The sequence below is a fragment of the Bifidobacterium commune genome (assembly GCF_900094885.1).
In the GTDB taxonomy this organism is placed as follows: Bacteria; Actinomycetota; Actinomycetes; order Actinomycetales; family Bifidobacteriaceae; genus Bifidobacterium; species Bifidobacterium commune.
In genome coordinates, this window is record NZ_FMBL01000002.1 from 43,672 (window position 1) to 57,182 (window position 13,511).

Here is a 13,511-nt window from a genome sequence, read left to right on the forward strand (position 1 = left end):
TCCGGTCTTCTCAAGAAAATCAGTAAGTACTAGCGACTCACTTCTCTTCCTCGTCGGCTTGCTTGGCCTCGGTCTCTTCGACTGCTGCATCAGCTGCAGCAACATCTGTGTCAACTTGGGTTTCCATAACGTCAGCCTTGTCCGTGGTTTCCACTGACTTAGCTTCGGCTTTCTTGACCTCAGCCTTGTCGGCGGCGACGGCAGCTGCGACTTCAGCTTCCTTGACAACGGACTTCTTGGCGCTTACCGGTTCGGTTACGAGCTCGATGATGGCGCGTGGTGCGTTGTTGCCCTTGGCAGGCGCGATCTTAACGATTCGGGTGTAACCACCCTCGCGCTGCTGCATCTGCTCCGCAATCTCAGTGAAGAGCTTGTGGACGACTGACTTGTTTCGAATGACGCGCATCACACGACGGCGATGAGCAAGATCACCATTCTTTGCGAAAGTGATCAGACGCTCGACCACCGGACGAAGGCGCTTGGCCTTCGGCAAGGTGGTAACGATGCGGCCGTGCTCAAACAGGCTAGTTGCCATGTTCGCGAGCATCAAACGCTCATGAGCCGGGCTTGAAGCCAGATGCGGCCCTTTTCTAGGTGTAGGCATTATTACTCCTTAACGCTCCGGTTCTATACTGCTCAGGTGGGCATACGCCCGAACATCCGAAACAGTACCGGAACTTAGAATGAAGCTGGGTTCTACTCGTCTTCAGGCGAGAAGAAAGTGCCACCTTCAAGGTTGTGGGTATCGAAGCCCAACGGAGAGGCCTTCAAAGAGAGACCCATACTTTCAAGCTTCTCCTTAACCTCATCGATCGACTTCATACCAAAATTACGGATGTCGAGCAGATCCTGCTCGGTGTGGGATACCAATTCACCAACAGTGTGAATACCTTCACGCTTCAGGCAGTTATAGCTGCGCTGGGTGAGATTGAGCTCCTCAATCGGAATCGCCATCTCCGGGTTGACCTCTTCTTCTACCGGAGCGGGGCCGACCTCGACACCTTCCGCTTCCGAATTGAGCTCATGGCACAGGCCGAAAAGCTCAACCAGGGTGGAACCGGCAGATGCTACTGCATCTCGCGGCGAAATCGCAGGTTTGGTCTCCACATCAAGAATGAGCTTATCGAAATCCGTGCGCTGTTCGACACGGGTGGCCTCGACCTTATAGCTCACCTTAAGTACCGGCGAATAAATAGAATCAACCGGAATGCGGCCAATCTCATCGTTGTCCTGCTTGTTCATCTGTGCAGGTACATACCCACGGCCACGTTCGACAGTAAACTCAATCTCGAGTTCGCCATCGTCAGCAAGAGTGGCGATATGCATGTCGGGATTAGCGATGGTTACACCTGAAGGAGGAGTGATATCCCCCGCGGTGGCTTCGCCTTTCCCGCTCTTACGCAGATACATAACAACAGGTTCGTCATATTCACTGGTGAGTACGATTCCCTTAACATTGAGCAGAATCTCGGTCACGTCTTCCTCGACACCTGGCAGAGTTGTAAACTCATGAAGGGCACCGGAAATACGTACTGAAGTGACTGCAGCTCCAGGGATGGAACTCAACAGGGTACGACGCAACGAATTACCAAGCGTGTAGCCGAATCCAGGCTCAAGCGGCTCGATAACGAAACGAGAACGCTGCGGATTCAGTGATTCCTCAGTAAGTTGCGGACGCTGTGCAATAAGCACTGTGTTATCCTTTCAGCTTCTGATCGGTGGTGCACTCACTGATCATAAGCAGGTTGGACGGATGGTTAAATGAAGTGCTTCAGACGCGGCGACGCTTCGGGGGGCGTACACCGTTATGGGCCTGCGGGGTGACATCGGTAATGGAACCGACTTCGAGACCTGCGGACTGCAGAGAGCGGATGGCGGTCTCACGACCGGAACCCGGACCCTTGACGAAGACGTCAACCTTCTTGACGCCATGTTCCTGCGCCTTGTGCGCGGCTGACTCAGCAGCCATGCCTGCGGCGTAAGGAGTTGACTTACGTGAGCCCTTGAACCCGACATCGCCACCGGAAGCCCAAGCAACGACTGCGCCTGAGGGATCAGTGATGGAGATGATGGTGTTATTGAAAGTGGACTTGATGTGCGCTTGCCCGACCGGTACCGACTTGCGGTCGCGGCGGCGGGGCTTGCGCGCAGCTTGCTTTGCAGCAGCCATTGATCCTCGTTTCCTAAATGCGAATGATTCTCTACGTCAGAAGAGCATGGAACGCAGCAGACAACAGCGACGCCCCGTCCCTCTTCATAAGCGCTAGACCTTACTTGACGGCCTTTTTCTTTCCTGCAACAGTACGCTTCGGTCCCTTGCGGGTACGGGCGTTGGTCTTCGTGCGCTGACCGCGTACGGGCAGATGGTGGCGATGACGCTGACCCTGATAGCAGTTGATCTGAATCTTGCGGCGAATATCCGCATCTACTTCACGACGCAGATCGCCTTCAATCTTATAATTGGCCTCAAGATAGTCGCGCAACGTAATAAGCTGCTTATCACTCAGATCCTTGACGCGAATGTCCGGATCTACTCCGGTTGCGGCAAGCGTTTCCTTCGCGCGAGTACGACCTACACCAAAAATATAGGTGAGGGCGATCTCGATGCGCTTCTCATTGGGGATGTCGACTCCGGCAAGACGTGCCATTGCGATTCCTTCTATGTTCCGCAGGTTTGTACCAAGTCACCCGGTTTCCCGGCCCAGGCCTGCGTGCCCGGGGTTCAGCTTTTCAGCTGCGACTCAATACCTTCTTTTGGTCTAGGTTTTCTGCTCAGCCTTGACGCTGTTTGTGGCGCGGGTTTGAGCAGATTACCATGACGCGACCGTGACGACGAATCACGCGGCAATTCTCGCAGATCCTCTTCACACTAGGGCTGACCTTCATGGTTTTCCTTTGCTTGTACCTTACTTATAACGGTACGTAATACGTCCGCGGTTCAGATCGTACGGGCTCATCTCAAGGACCACGCGGTCCTGCGGAAGGATGCGGATATAGTTCTTACGCATCTTACCTGAGATGGTTGCGAGCACGATGTGCTTGTTTTCGAGTTCTACGCGAAACATCGCGTTAGGCAGTGCTTCCACCACCTGACCTTCTACTTCAATCACACCGTCTTTAGCCATGAGCCTCATTCCGTTCTTTGGCCGATATTACATTTTTGGCATGTTTGAGAACACACCAACTTAACATCATAGCAAATAAGGGGATTGAAAGCGACACGGCGTGTTGCTTTCAATCCCCTCTTGTTGGTATTGACTACCCGTTCAATCGAGAGCGTCGAAAATCTTCTGGGAAATCTTATCGATGTCACCCTCACCATCGATGGAAACAAGGCAACTGCGTTTCTTGTAGACGTCAAGCAGTGGAGCCGTCTGCTCATCGTAGGTCTTAAGACGTTGTGCAATTGCCTCGGCATTGTCGTCAGCACGACCCTCTTCAGCCGAGCGCTTGGCTATACGGGCCAGCAGGGTATCACGATCGGCATCAAGAGCCACTGCCTTGTCGAGCGGTGTGCCGAGTTCCTCAAGCATCTTGTCAAGCGCTTCTACCTGCGATGCATTGCGCGGATAGCCATCAAGAATCCAGCCGTTTTTCGCGTCATCCATGGCAAGACGATCTTTAACAATCTTGTTTGTAAGTTCATCCGGAACCAGCTGACCTTTGTCGGTATAGCTTTTTGCCTCAAGTCCCAGCGGGGTCTCGTTCTTCATGTTGTAGCGGAAGATGTCACCGGTGGAAATGTGCGGAATGCCGTAGTGCTCGGCAATCAGCTTGGCTTGAGTTCCTTTGCCCACTCCTTGCGGGCCCATAATAAGAAGGCGCATATCATTTTCCTTTTGTCGTTGTTGTTTTAAAGTTTGATTTTCCAAAGCATTCTTGTTTTCTCGAGCTGCTGCAGATACAGGTTCATCCGCCCTGCCTTACGGCAATGGACGGATGAATCATGCAAAGACAAACCCATATCTGGATACGATCGATTACTTACCTTCGACGTGGTCAGTATCTTCAAGCAAGAAACCAGTGTACTGGAACTGCTCGGTCTGAGCCTTCGCCTGGCGCAGGGTATCAAGACCGACACCAGCAATAATCAGAACGGTGGTGCCACCGAACGGAAGTTTGTTGTTGAGATGAAGCATCATGATGAGCATGGTCGGGATCAAAGCCACAAACAGCAGATAAATGGCACCAACCGTGTTCAGCCTGTTCATCACGTAGCTCAGGTAACGGCTCGTGGCGCTGCCTGCACGGATACCGGGGATAAAGCCGCCATACTGCTTCATGTTATCTGCAGTCTCATCAGGATTGAACGTGATTGAGGTGTAGAAGAAGCAGAAGAAGACAATCATCAGGGCATATAGCGAGATGTACCAGACAGACGTGGTGTTGGCCAAATTGGTGTTGATCCACTTGACCCACTCCTTATCGGATTTACCGAACTGAGCGATCAATGTAGGAATAGCAAGTATCGAAGAAGCGAAGATCGGCGGGATGACACCGGACATATTGATCTTCAAAGGAAGGTAGGTGGATGAACCACCATACATCTTGCGTCCAATCATACGGCGTGTATATTGCACCGGAATACGTCGCTGCGAGAGCTCGACGAAATCAACAAACACGAGAATAACGACAAGAACCGCGATGATGATACCAAAGTACTGCCAGTTACCGTTTTTCCCGTCGGTGCCCCAGCCAATCTCCCAAAGTTGAGGAAGGAATCCGGAGCAGATGGACATGAAGATCAGGATGGACATACCTTGGCCGATGCCCTTATCAGTAATCAACTCGGCCATCCACATGATCAGACCAGTTCCACCTGTCATAACAAGCACCATGACGACGAGATTCCATACAGAACCGTCAGGTATGACCTGTCCGCAGCGATAGTTGAACAACGCACCTGAACGAGCGGTGACCAAAATCGTGGTGGACTGCAAAATCGCCAAACCAATGGTGAGGTAACGAGTGTACTGCGTCAGTTTCGTCTCGCCAGACTGGCCTTCCTTATGCAAGGCCTCGAAGCGCGGAATAACGACACGCAGCAACTGAATGACGATGGATGCGGTGATATACGGCATCACACCCAACGCAAAGATGGAAATCTGAAGCATAGCTCCACCGGAGAAGAGGTTGACCAACCCTACGAAATTCTCCTGCGTCGTCTTCATTGTGCCAACACATTGCTGAACCACTCTGTAGTCCACTCCCGGTGTCGGTATGAATGATCCGATACGGTAAATGACAATAAGACCTAGCACGAAGAAAATCTTATGGCGAAGTTCTTTCGTTTTTAGGGCCTGGATTAACGTCCTCACCTGGATTTCCTCCCCCTCTTCAGCACACCTTATGTGCCAATGCAAACATACTAAATGACAATGGTAGCGTTATCCATCTACCAATCATATGTTACGACCACAACACCGCTACCAATAATCCTGTCGAAAGTTTCGATAGCACAATATACTTTCCCACTATCAGCAAGATGGTCCTCTTTGCTCTCGCAAAGAGGACCATGCAAACCATGCTTTCAAACTACAGCTTGAGAACATGGATTCCGAAAACTATTCGGAAATGGTGCCGCCTGCAGCCTCAATCTTAGCCTGAGCGGTCTTCGAAGCCTTCACACCCTTTAGAGTGAAAGCAGCAGTAATCTCGCCATCCCCCAAGACCTTAACCGGATAGCCGTCGCGAACCGCGCCAGCCTTGACCAGATCTTCAACAGTAATTTCTCCACCCTTGGGGAACAGCTCCGCAAGAGTAGCGACGTTAACGACCTGGAATTCCTTCTTGAAGGGGCTCTTAAATCCACGAAGTTTGGGCAAACGCATGTACAGCGGCAACTGTCCACCTTCGAAACCTGGGCGAACCTGATAACGCTTCAGCGTACCCTTCGCGCCACGTCCCGCGGTTTTACCCTTGGAACCTTCACCGCGGCCCACGCGAGTGCGCTTCTTCTTGGCACCCGGAGCAGGACGCAGATCATGCATCTGCAAAATCGTGTTTTCTTCTTGTTCTGCCATATCAGGCCTCCTCAACCGTGACCAAGTGGCGAACCGTATTGATCAGACCGCGGGTTGCGGGGGTGTCCTCACGAACGACCGTCTGACCGATCTTGTGCAGACCAAGCGTGCGAACGGAGTCGCGCTGAGCCGGCTTACGGTTGACCAGACCTTTTATGAGCGTGATCTTCAAATCTGCCATCACTCCTCACCATCCTTAGCTTGTTCAGCTTCGGCTTTGGCGTCCTCACGGGCCTTGCGAGCCTCGGCAATGCCTTCGGCGCGAGCACGAAGCAGGTTGTCAGGAGCAACTTCCTCAACCGTCAGACCACGACGAGCAGCAATCTCTTCCGGCTCTTCGAGCTGCTTCAATGCGTCAATGGTGGCACGAACCACATTGACTGCGGTGGCGCTGCCCATCGACTTGGTAAGGATGTCGGTGATGCCTGCACATTCCATAACGGCACGAACAGCACCACCGGCGATTACACCGGTACCAGGTGCAGCCGGACGAAGCAGAACAGTACCTGCAGCGTCATGGCCGATGACCGGGTGAGTCACAGTGCCGCGAACGCGCGGAACCGTGATCATATGCTTCTTGGCATCAAGCTGGCCCTTGGCAATTGCGGCAGGAACCTCACGGGACTTGCCATAACCAATGCCCACGGTGCCATTACCGTCTCCGACCACAACAAGAGCAGCAAAGCTCATGCTACGGCCACCCTTACGGGTCTTGGAAACGCGATTGATGGTCACCACGCGATCGAGCAACTCATCGCCACGATTTTCCTCGTGACGACCACGACGCTCTCCACGACGACCTTCACCGCGACCACCGCGACGCGAACCGCGACGGTCATCATTGCGCTGGCCTTGCTTGTTGTCGTTGGATGCCTGCGTGTTCTGATTTTCTTCAGCCACTTGGGTTTCCTTCTCGTTGTCGCTCAAAGTGCAAGACCTCCCTGACGGGCGCCTTCAGCAACAGCTGCGACGCGACCATGATACTTGTTACCGCCACGGTCGAAGACCACGGAGTCGATACCAGCATCCTTGGCCTTCTTGGCAATCAGCTCGCCAACCTTCTGGGCAGCCTCAGTCTTGGTGCCCTTGAACCCATCGAAATCATGGGTGATGGTGGACTCGCTGACCAGCGTCGTTCCCTTAGTGTCGTCAACGATCTGAGCGACCATGTGACGATTGGAACGAGTGACCACGAGACGCGGCCGCTGTGCGGTTCCGTTGATGTGCTTGCGCAGACGGGCGTGACGACGAAGTCTTGCGACTGTCTTGCCCTTACCGAAAATCTTGACTGTCATATCACTTACCAGCCTTTCCAACCTTGCGCAGGATGTGCTCATCGGAGTACTTGATACCCTTACCCTTGTAGGGTTCAGGTTTACGCAGTGCGCGGATATTAGCCGCAGCCTGACCGACCGCCTGCTTATCAGTACCCTTGACGACAACCTGGTTTGCGTTCGGCAGCTCGAAGGTGATGCCCTCGGGCGGGTTGACGGTGATGGTATGCGAATAACCAAGCGAAAACTCGATGCCCTGGCCCTTCATCTGAGCGCGGTAACCCGTGCCTACGATGTCCAAGGTCTTCGTGAAGCCTTCGTTCACACCCTGAATCTTCGAAGCGACGATGGAACGAGCGAGACCGTGATTTGCACGAGTCTGCACCTGCTCATCCTTCGGGTCGAAGAAGATGGTGTTGTCTTCGATCCGTGCAGTAATGCCATCGGGAATGATGTAGGAATCAGAACCCTTGGCGCCCTTGACGCTGAAGTTCTGTCCATCAATCTTCACTTCCACGCCAGCCGGGATGGCGACGGGGAGCTTGCCAATATGTGATGCCATGTTTAGCTCTCCTTCCTCACCAAACGAAGGCGACGATTTCGCCACCAATGCCCCGGTCGAGGCATTCCTTCTGGGTCAACAATCCTGCACTGGTCGAGATAATCGCAACGCCCATGCCACCGAGGGGCATAGGCAGTGCGTCCGACTTGGCATAGCGACGGAGGCCTGGCTTCGAAATACGCTTGATTCCCTGAATGGCACGTTCGCCATTAGGACCATACTTCAACGTAATCTCGAGATTCTGACCAACACGAGCATCCGTAGCAGTGAAGTTTTCAATATAACCTTCCTGCTTCAGAATCTCGGCAATTGCCGCCTTGAACTTGGAGTACGGCATGGAAACTGTTTCATGTTTCGCTGTACTCGCATTACGCAGACGCGTAAGCATGTCTGCGATTGGATCTGTCATTGTCATGTGGGCTAACGCCCTTTCTCGCCGTGGTTTCCTCCGCCGGAGCAAATCGTAATGATCTGCCCCGGCCGAGGACCTTCAGCGTCGATGTTTACCAACTGGACTTCGTAACTCCGGGCAGCTCGCCACGGTGTGCCTTCTCACGAAGGCAGATGCGGCACAGGCCGAACTTGCGATATACGGAGTGGGGACGGCCACAAACCTGGCAACGCGTGTAACCGCGCACCTTGAACTTTGGCTTGGCAGCAGCCTTGTTTCTGAGAGCAGTTTTTGCCATATCAGTTCTCCTTAAAGGGGAATCCAAGGTGCTTGAGCAATGCCCGAGCCTCCTTGTCATCCTTGGTGCTGGTCACTACGGTGATGTCCATACCACGCTGATGATCAATCTGATCTGGATCAATCTCATGGAACATAGACTGCTCGGTCAGACCGAAGTTGTAGTTACCCTGACCGTCGAACTGCTTGCCACTGATACCGCGGAAATCGCGAATACGCGGCAAAGCCAGAACGAGCAACCGATCTAGGAACTCCCACATACGATCACCACGAAGAGTGACATACGCACCGATGGCCTGTCCCTCACGCAGATGGAACTGCGCGACAGACTTCTTTGCCTTGGTAATCTTGGGCTTTTGGCCGGTAATCGCGGTGAGGTCCTTGACCGCGCCTTCGATGAGCTTGGAGTCGCGAGCCGCGGCGCCAACACCCATGGAAACAACGACCTTCTGAACCTTTGCGACCTGCATCGGGTTGGAATACTTGAATTCCTTCTCGAGTTCGGGCACAATCTTGTCGATGTACTGCTGCTTCAGGCGCGGTGTTGCCGGCGCTTCGACTGATGTATCGGTCATGCCAGCTCCTTTCCTGATTTCTTTGCGATGCGTGTGCGCACGGTCTTGACTTTGCCGTCTACGGCCTCAGTCGTGATCTTAACGCCAACACGGGTCGGTTCCTTGGTCTCCGGGTCGATGACCATCACGTTCGAGCGATGAATCGGCGCCTCAACGGAGACGATGCCGGCCTGCTGACCCTGCTGGGTAGCGCGCACATGCTTCTTGACGATTTGCACACCCTCGACAATCAAACGATCGTTGGGGAGAACTCGGGTGACCTTGCCCTCCTTGCCGCGATCCTTGCCGCGGATGACCTTGACCTGGTCGCCGGTCTTAATCTTGGCTACCATCTCAAATCACCTCCGGGGCGAGGGACACAATCTTCATGAAGCGCTTGTCACGCAATTCACGACCGACCGGTCCGAAGATACGAGTGCCCTTCGGTTCATGGCCGGAGCCCAGAATAACCGCAGCGTTCTCGTCGAACTTGATGTATGAGCCGTCTTTACGACGATGCTCCTTGACCGTACGGACGACAACAGCCTTGACTACATCGCCCTTCTTGACCGACCCGCCAGGGATCGCGTCCTTGACGGAGGCGACGATCACGTCGCCAATGCCGGCATAGCGTCGCTTCGATCCGCCGAGCACTCGGATGGCCAAAATCTCCTTGGCACCCGTGTTGTCGGCGACATGAAGCCGCGTTTCCTGCTGAATCATTGATTCTCCTTAGCCGCGCTGGTTCTCCCCTGCCACCGGTTAGGGTGTGCAGCGGAGCCTTGCCGAACTTGTTACTTGGCGCGTTCGACGATGGAGTCGAGACGCCAACGCTTGGTCTTGCTCAAAGGCCGCGTTTCCATGATACGCACCAAATCACCCCTGTGGGCATCGTTGTGCTCGTCATGAACCTTGACCTTACGAGTGGAGCGGACGACCTTGCCATACAGCGGGTGGGTCGAACGCTGCTCGAGCTCGACGGTGATGGTCTTGTCCATTGCGTCGGACACGACATAACCAGTACGAGTCTTGCGGAAGTTGCGCTCTTGCTTTTCAGCCATGCTTACTTCTCCTCAGTCTTCGTGTCGCCCGACTCAGGTTCCTGGCTGATGCCGAGTTCACGCTCACGCAGGACGGTGTACATCCTTGCGATGTCGTGCTTGACGGCTTTGAGCCTTGCGGAATTGTCAAGCTGACCAGTGGCGTTCTGGAAGCGCAGGTTAAACAGCTCTTCCTTAGACTTCTTCAGGAAGCCTTCAATTTCGTCATTGGTCTTCTCATTGAGATTCTTGATGGTGTAGTCTGCAGTTCCGACTGACATCAGAGATCACCGCCTTCACGTGCAATAATGCGGCACTTCATCGGCAACTTGTCGATAGCTCGGCGAAGGGCTTCTCTTGCGACAGTCTCATCGACGCCGCCAATCTCGAACATCACTCGACCAGGATGCACATTGGCAATCCAGGACTCGGGTGTGCCCTTACCGGAACCCATTCGGCTTCCGAGTGCGTGCTTGGTCAAAGGACGATCAGGGAAGATCGTGATCCACACACGACCGCCACGCTTGATGTAGCGGGTCATGGCGATACGAGCAGCCTCGATCTGACGGTTGGTGATGTAGGCAGGGGCCAAAGCCTGAATGCCGAAATCGCCGAACGAAATCTCGTTACCGCCCTTGGACATGCCGCGACGCTTCGGACGCTGCTGTTTACGGTACTTAGTCCTCTTTGGGATAAGCATATCTGCTCACTCCTTTGCTTCCGAGGCTGCAGGTGCTGCTGCAGCGGGCTCTTCGGCCTTAGCCGGGGCTGCTGCCTTGGCTTCGGTCTTCGAACCACGCTGGCCGGAAGGACGACCACCACGACGCGGGCGACGATCGCCACCGCGACGTCCGCGGTTGTTGTCCTGCTGAGCCTGCTGCTCATCGAATTCACGCTCGGTCATATCGCCCTTGTAGATCCAGACCTTCACGCCGATGCGACCATAGGTCGTACGAGCTTCGAAGAAGCCATAATCAATAAGAGCACGGAGGGTCTGCAGCGGAACGCGACCTTCACGATAGAACTCGGAACGGCTCATCTCGGCGCCTCCAAGGCGGCCGGAAAGCTTGATGCGGATACCCTTTGCGCCAGCGCGCATCGCGTCCTGCTGAGCTTTACGCATGGCACGACGGAACGTGACACGGTTGGTCAGCTGCTCGGCGATGGACTGAGCAACAAGCTGGGCGTCCAGAGCGGCATTCTTGACTTCAAAGATGTTGAGCTGAACCTGCTTGCTCGTAATCTTCTCGAGCTTAGCGCGAACACGTTCGGCCTCAGCTCCACGACGGCCAATGACAATACCCGGGCGAGCGGCGTGGATGTCCACGCGCACACGGTCACGGGTGCGTTCGATGATAATGCGAGACACGCCCGCACGCTCAAGGTCCTTGCTCATGGCCTTGCGAATCTTGTCGTCCTCGAGGACGAAGTCGCTGTAACGCTCACCAGACTTGTTGGAATCGGAGAACCACTTTGAACGGTGGTCTTCTGTGATGCCCAGGCGGTAGCCTAACGGATTGATCTTCTGACCCATCTTTAGCGGGCTCCTTCCTTGCTGGCGACAACGACCGTGATGTGGCTGGTGCGCTTGTTGATGCGTCCAGCACGGCCTTGTGCACGAGCACGGAAACGCTTGAGCGTCACGCCTTCGTCCACATAGGTCTCTTTCACATACAGGTCATTCTCACGAAACGCCTCGCCAGCCTTTTCAGCCTTGACACGTGCGTTCGCGGTGGCGCTCTGCAGTACCTTGAGCACGGGCTCAGAGGCATCCTGCGGGGCGAATTTCAAGATGGTGACGGCGTCGCTCACTTTTTTGCCTCGGATGAGGTCGACCATGCGGCGAGCCTTGCGCGGCGTCACACGTACGTGACGAGCGATTGCTTTAGCTTCCATAATCTTTCTCTTCCTTTAGCGGCGAGCTTTTTTGTCGTCGTGAACATGACCTCGGAATGTCTTCGTCGGAGCGAATTCACCGAGCTTGTGTCCAACCATGGACTCGGTCACGAAGACCGGAACATGCTTACGACCATCATGCACAGCGAAAGTGTGACCGATGAAGTCAGGGGTGATCATGGAACGGCGCGACCACGTCTTGATGACGTTCTTCGTGCCCTTCTCGTTTTGTTCGTCGACTTTCTTCTGTAAATGGGCGTCGACGAAGGGGCCCTTCTTGATGCTACGTGACATCTGTTCGACGCTCCTTACTTACGGTTCTTACCATTGGGACGACGACGAACAATCATCTTGTTCGAAGCCTTCTTCGGACGACGAGTACGAACCTCGCCCTTGCCCCAAGGTGACACCGGCGGCTTACCACCGCGAGTAGTACCACCATGCGGATGGTCTACCGGGTTCATGGATTCACCACGAGTAATCGGCCGCTTGCCCATCCAACGAGCACGTCCTGCCTTACCGAGCTGAATGTTGGCATGATCGGAGTTGCCGACCTCACCAATAGTTGCACGGCAACGGGCATCGACGTTGCGAATTTCGCCGGACGGCATACGCAGCTGAGCGTAAGCACCATCCTTTGCGACAAGCTGAACGCCGGCACCTGCAGAACGCGCTATCTTAGCACCGCCCAGAGGGCGAAGCTCGATGGCGTGAACGATGGTACCAGTGGGGATGCTGTGCAACGGCAAGTTGTTGCCGGGCTTGATATCGGCATGCTCGCCGGTCTCAATAACATCGCCCTGCTTTACGCCCCTGGGAGCCACAATGTAGCGCTTCTCACCATCTGCATAGTGAAGAAGAGCGATACGTGCGGAACGGTTGGGATCATATTCGATTTCAGCAACCTTGGCAGGCACGCCATCCTTGTCCCAACGTTTGAAGTCGATGAGACGGTACTGACGCTTGTGTCCACCGCCGCGATGGCGGGAAGTCACACGACCGTAGGAGTTACGACCGCCAGTTTTGCTGAGTTTGCGTACCAGCGACTTCTCGGGCGTGGAGCGCGTGAGATCGGAAAAATCCGACACAGACGCGTTGCGACGGCCCGGAGTCGTCGGCTTATAAACGCGGATAGCCATAATTAGTTCTTCCTTTGACTTTTTCGGCTATGCTTCAGTTACCGAAGATGTCGATTGACTGGCCCTCAGCAACCGTAACGATCGCACGCTTCTGATTGACGCGCTGACCGAAACCGGTGCGGGTGCGCTGACGCTTGCCGGCGCGGTTGAGGGTGTTGACATTCGTCACCTTGACATTGAAGATTTTTTCGACGGCCTGCTTGATCTGAACCTTATTGGCATCAGGAGCAACCACGAAAGTGTACTGACCACGGTCACCAGCGGCGTAGCTCTTCTCAGAGACAACCGGCTTGATGATGACATCGTGAGCGGGATTGTGAATAGCTGCCATATCG

General features: G+C 54.4%; 26 protein-coding genes. All 26 read right to left on the reverse strand.

Going from position 1 to position 13,511, the window contains the following annotated elements; genetic code table 11:
• Positions 1-37: 37 nt before the first annotated feature.
• Complete coding sequence (gene rplQ, locus GA0061077_RS04005; RefSeq protein WP_091847693.1) at positions 38-604, reverse strand: 50S ribosomal protein L17; 567 nt, start codon at positions 602-604, stop codon at positions 38-40.
• A 92-nt stretch (positions 605-696) separates the two neighbouring features.
• Positions 697-1,692, reverse strand: coding sequence for a DNA-directed RNA polymerase subunit alpha (locus GA0061077_RS04010; RefSeq protein WP_091847694.1), 996 nt, complete (start codon positions 1,690-1,692; stop codon positions 697-699).
• Between the two features lie 79 nt (positions 1,693-1,771).
• Positions 1,772-2,170 carry a 30S ribosomal protein S11 gene (gene rpsK / locus GA0061077_RS04015; RefSeq protein ID WP_091847695.1) on the reverse strand — a complete coding sequence of 133 codons (399 nt, stop codon included), beginning with the start codon at positions 2,168-2,170 and terminating at the stop codon, positions 1,772-1,774.
• Positions 2,171-2,270: 100 nt separating this feature from the next.
• Positions 2,271-2,648, reverse strand: coding sequence for a 30S ribosomal protein S13 (rpsM, locus tag GA0061077_RS04020; protein WP_091847696.1), 378 nt, complete (start codon positions 2,646-2,648; stop codon positions 2,271-2,273).
• A 124-nt stretch (positions 2,649-2,772) separates the two neighbouring features.
• A complete protein-coding gene (gene rpmJ / locus GA0061077_RS04025) occupies positions 2,773-2,886 on the reverse strand; it encodes a 50S ribosomal protein L36 (protein ID WP_043164480.1) in 114 nt (37 codons plus the stop codon).
• A gap of 20 nt (positions 2,887-2,906) precedes the next feature.
• Positions 2,907-3,125 (reverse strand): translation initiation factor IF-1, encoded by a 219-nt coding sequence (gene infA, locus GA0061077_RS04030; RefSeq protein ID WP_003808114.1) that lies wholly within the window; start codon positions 3,123-3,125, stop codon positions 2,907-2,909.
• 141 nt (positions 3,126-3,266) lie between these two features.
• The gene (locus tag GA0061077_RS04035; protein WP_091847697.1) at positions 3,267-3,827 is read right to left on the reverse strand and encodes an adenylate kinase; all 561 of its coding nucleotides are present in this window, start codon (positions 3,825-3,827) and stop codon (positions 3,267-3,269) included.
• Positions 3,828-3,980: 153 nt separating this feature from the next.
• Complete coding sequence (secY, locus tag GA0061077_RS04040; protein ID WP_091847698.1) at positions 3,981-5,318, reverse strand: preprotein translocase subunit SecY; 1,338 nt, start codon at positions 5,316-5,318, stop codon at positions 3,981-3,983.
• A 246-nt stretch (positions 5,319-5,564) separates the two neighbouring features.
• A complete protein-coding gene (gene rplO, locus GA0061077_RS04045; RefSeq protein ID WP_091847699.1) occupies positions 5,565-6,023 on the reverse strand; it encodes a 50S ribosomal protein L15 in 459 nt (152 codons plus the stop codon).
• Position 6,024: 1 nt separating this feature from the next.
• Entirely contained in the window at positions 6,025-6,204 is a 180-nt protein-coding gene (gene rpmD / locus GA0061077_RS04050) for a 50S ribosomal protein L30 (protein ID WP_091847700.1), read from the reverse strand.
• Entirely contained in the window at positions 6,204-6,950 is a 747-nt protein-coding gene (gene rpsE / locus GA0061077_RS04055; RefSeq protein ID WP_091847701.1) for a 30S ribosomal protein S5, read from the reverse strand. Before rpsE ends, rpmD begins: the two co-directional genes overlap by 1 nt.
• Entirely contained in the window at positions 6,947-7,318 is a 372-nt protein-coding gene (rplR, locus tag GA0061077_RS04060; protein ID WP_091847702.1) for a 50S ribosomal protein L18, read from the reverse strand. Before rplR ends, rpsE begins: the two co-directional genes overlap by 4 nt.
• 1 nt (position 7,319) lies before the next feature.
• Positions 7,320-7,859: a 50S ribosomal protein L6 gene (gene rplF, locus GA0061077_RS04065; RefSeq protein ID WP_091847703.1), complete on the reverse strand. Its 540-nt coding sequence runs from the start codon at positions 7,857-7,859 to the stop codon at positions 7,320-7,322.
• Positions 7,860-7,875: 16 nt separating this feature from the next.
• Positions 7,876-8,274 (reverse strand): 30S ribosomal protein S8, encoded by a 399-nt coding sequence (gene rpsH, locus GA0061077_RS04070; RefSeq protein ID WP_091847704.1) that lies wholly within the window; start codon positions 8,272-8,274, stop codon positions 7,876-7,878.
• A gap of 88 nt (positions 8,275-8,362) precedes the next feature.
• Positions 8,363-8,548: a type Z 30S ribosomal protein S14 gene (locus tag GA0061077_RS04075; protein WP_091847705.1), complete on the reverse strand. Its 186-nt coding sequence runs from the start codon at positions 8,546-8,548 to the stop codon at positions 8,363-8,365.
• 1 nt (position 8,549) lies between these two features.
• The gene (rplE, locus tag GA0061077_RS04080; protein ID WP_091847706.1) at positions 8,550-9,122 is read right to left on the reverse strand and encodes a 50S ribosomal protein L5; all 573 of its coding nucleotides are present in this window, start codon (positions 9,120-9,122) and stop codon (positions 8,550-8,552) included.
• The gene (rplX, locus tag GA0061077_RS04085; protein ID WP_091847707.1) at positions 9,119-9,454 is read right to left on the reverse strand and encodes a 50S ribosomal protein L24; all 336 of its coding nucleotides are present in this window, start codon (positions 9,452-9,454) and stop codon (positions 9,119-9,121) included. The genes rplE and rplX overlap by 4 nt, the downstream gene beginning before the upstream one ends.
• 1 nt (position 9,455) lies before the next feature.
• Positions 9,456-9,824 carry a 50S ribosomal protein L14 gene (rplN, locus tag GA0061077_RS04090; protein ID WP_091847708.1) on the reverse strand — a complete coding sequence of 123 codons (369 nt, stop codon included), beginning with the start codon at positions 9,822-9,824 and terminating at the stop codon, positions 9,456-9,458.
• Between the two features lie 71 nt (positions 9,825-9,895).
• On the reverse strand, positions 9,896-10,162 hold the full coding sequence (gene rpsQ, locus GA0061077_RS04095; RefSeq protein ID WP_091847709.1) for a 30S ribosomal protein S17: 267 nt from the start codon (positions 10,160-10,162) through the stop codon (positions 9,896-9,898).
• A 2-nt stretch (positions 10,163-10,164) separates the two neighbouring features.
• Positions 10,165-10,422 carry a 50S ribosomal protein L29 gene (gene rpmC / locus GA0061077_RS04100; RefSeq protein WP_091847710.1) on the reverse strand — a complete coding sequence of 86 codons (258 nt, stop codon included), beginning with the start codon at positions 10,420-10,422 and terminating at the stop codon, positions 10,165-10,167.
• Positions 10,422-10,841: a 50S ribosomal protein L16 gene (gene rplP, locus GA0061077_RS04105; protein WP_091847711.1), complete on the reverse strand. Its 420-nt coding sequence runs from the start codon at positions 10,839-10,841 to the stop codon at positions 10,422-10,424. Before rplP ends, rpmC begins: the two co-directional genes overlap by 1 nt.
• 6 nt (positions 10,842-10,847) lie before the next feature.
• A complete protein-coding gene (gene rpsC / locus GA0061077_RS04110; RefSeq protein WP_091847712.1) occupies positions 10,848-11,675 on the reverse strand; it encodes a 30S ribosomal protein S3 in 828 nt (275 codons plus the stop codon).
• A gap of 2 nt (positions 11,676-11,677) precedes the next feature.
• Entirely contained in the window at positions 11,678-12,037 is a 360-nt protein-coding gene (rplV, locus tag GA0061077_RS04115) for a 50S ribosomal protein L22 (protein ID WP_091847713.1), read from the reverse strand.
• Between the two features lie 15 nt (positions 12,038-12,052).
• Positions 12,053-12,331 (reverse strand): 30S ribosomal protein S19, encoded by a 279-nt coding sequence (rpsS, locus tag GA0061077_RS04120; protein WP_091847714.1) that lies wholly within the window; start codon positions 12,329-12,331, stop codon positions 12,053-12,055.
• Positions 12,332-12,345: 14 nt separating this feature from the next.
• A complete protein-coding gene (rplB, locus tag GA0061077_RS04125) occupies positions 12,346-13,176 on the reverse strand; it encodes a 50S ribosomal protein L2 (protein ID WP_091847715.1) in 831 nt (276 codons plus the stop codon).
• Between the two features lie 34 nt (positions 13,177-13,210).
• On the reverse strand, positions 13,211-13,507 hold the full coding sequence (gene rplW / locus GA0061077_RS04130) for a 50S ribosomal protein L23 (protein ID WP_091847716.1): 297 nt from the start codon (positions 13,505-13,507) through the stop codon (positions 13,211-13,213).
• Positions 13,508-13,511 lie beyond the last annotated feature (4 nt).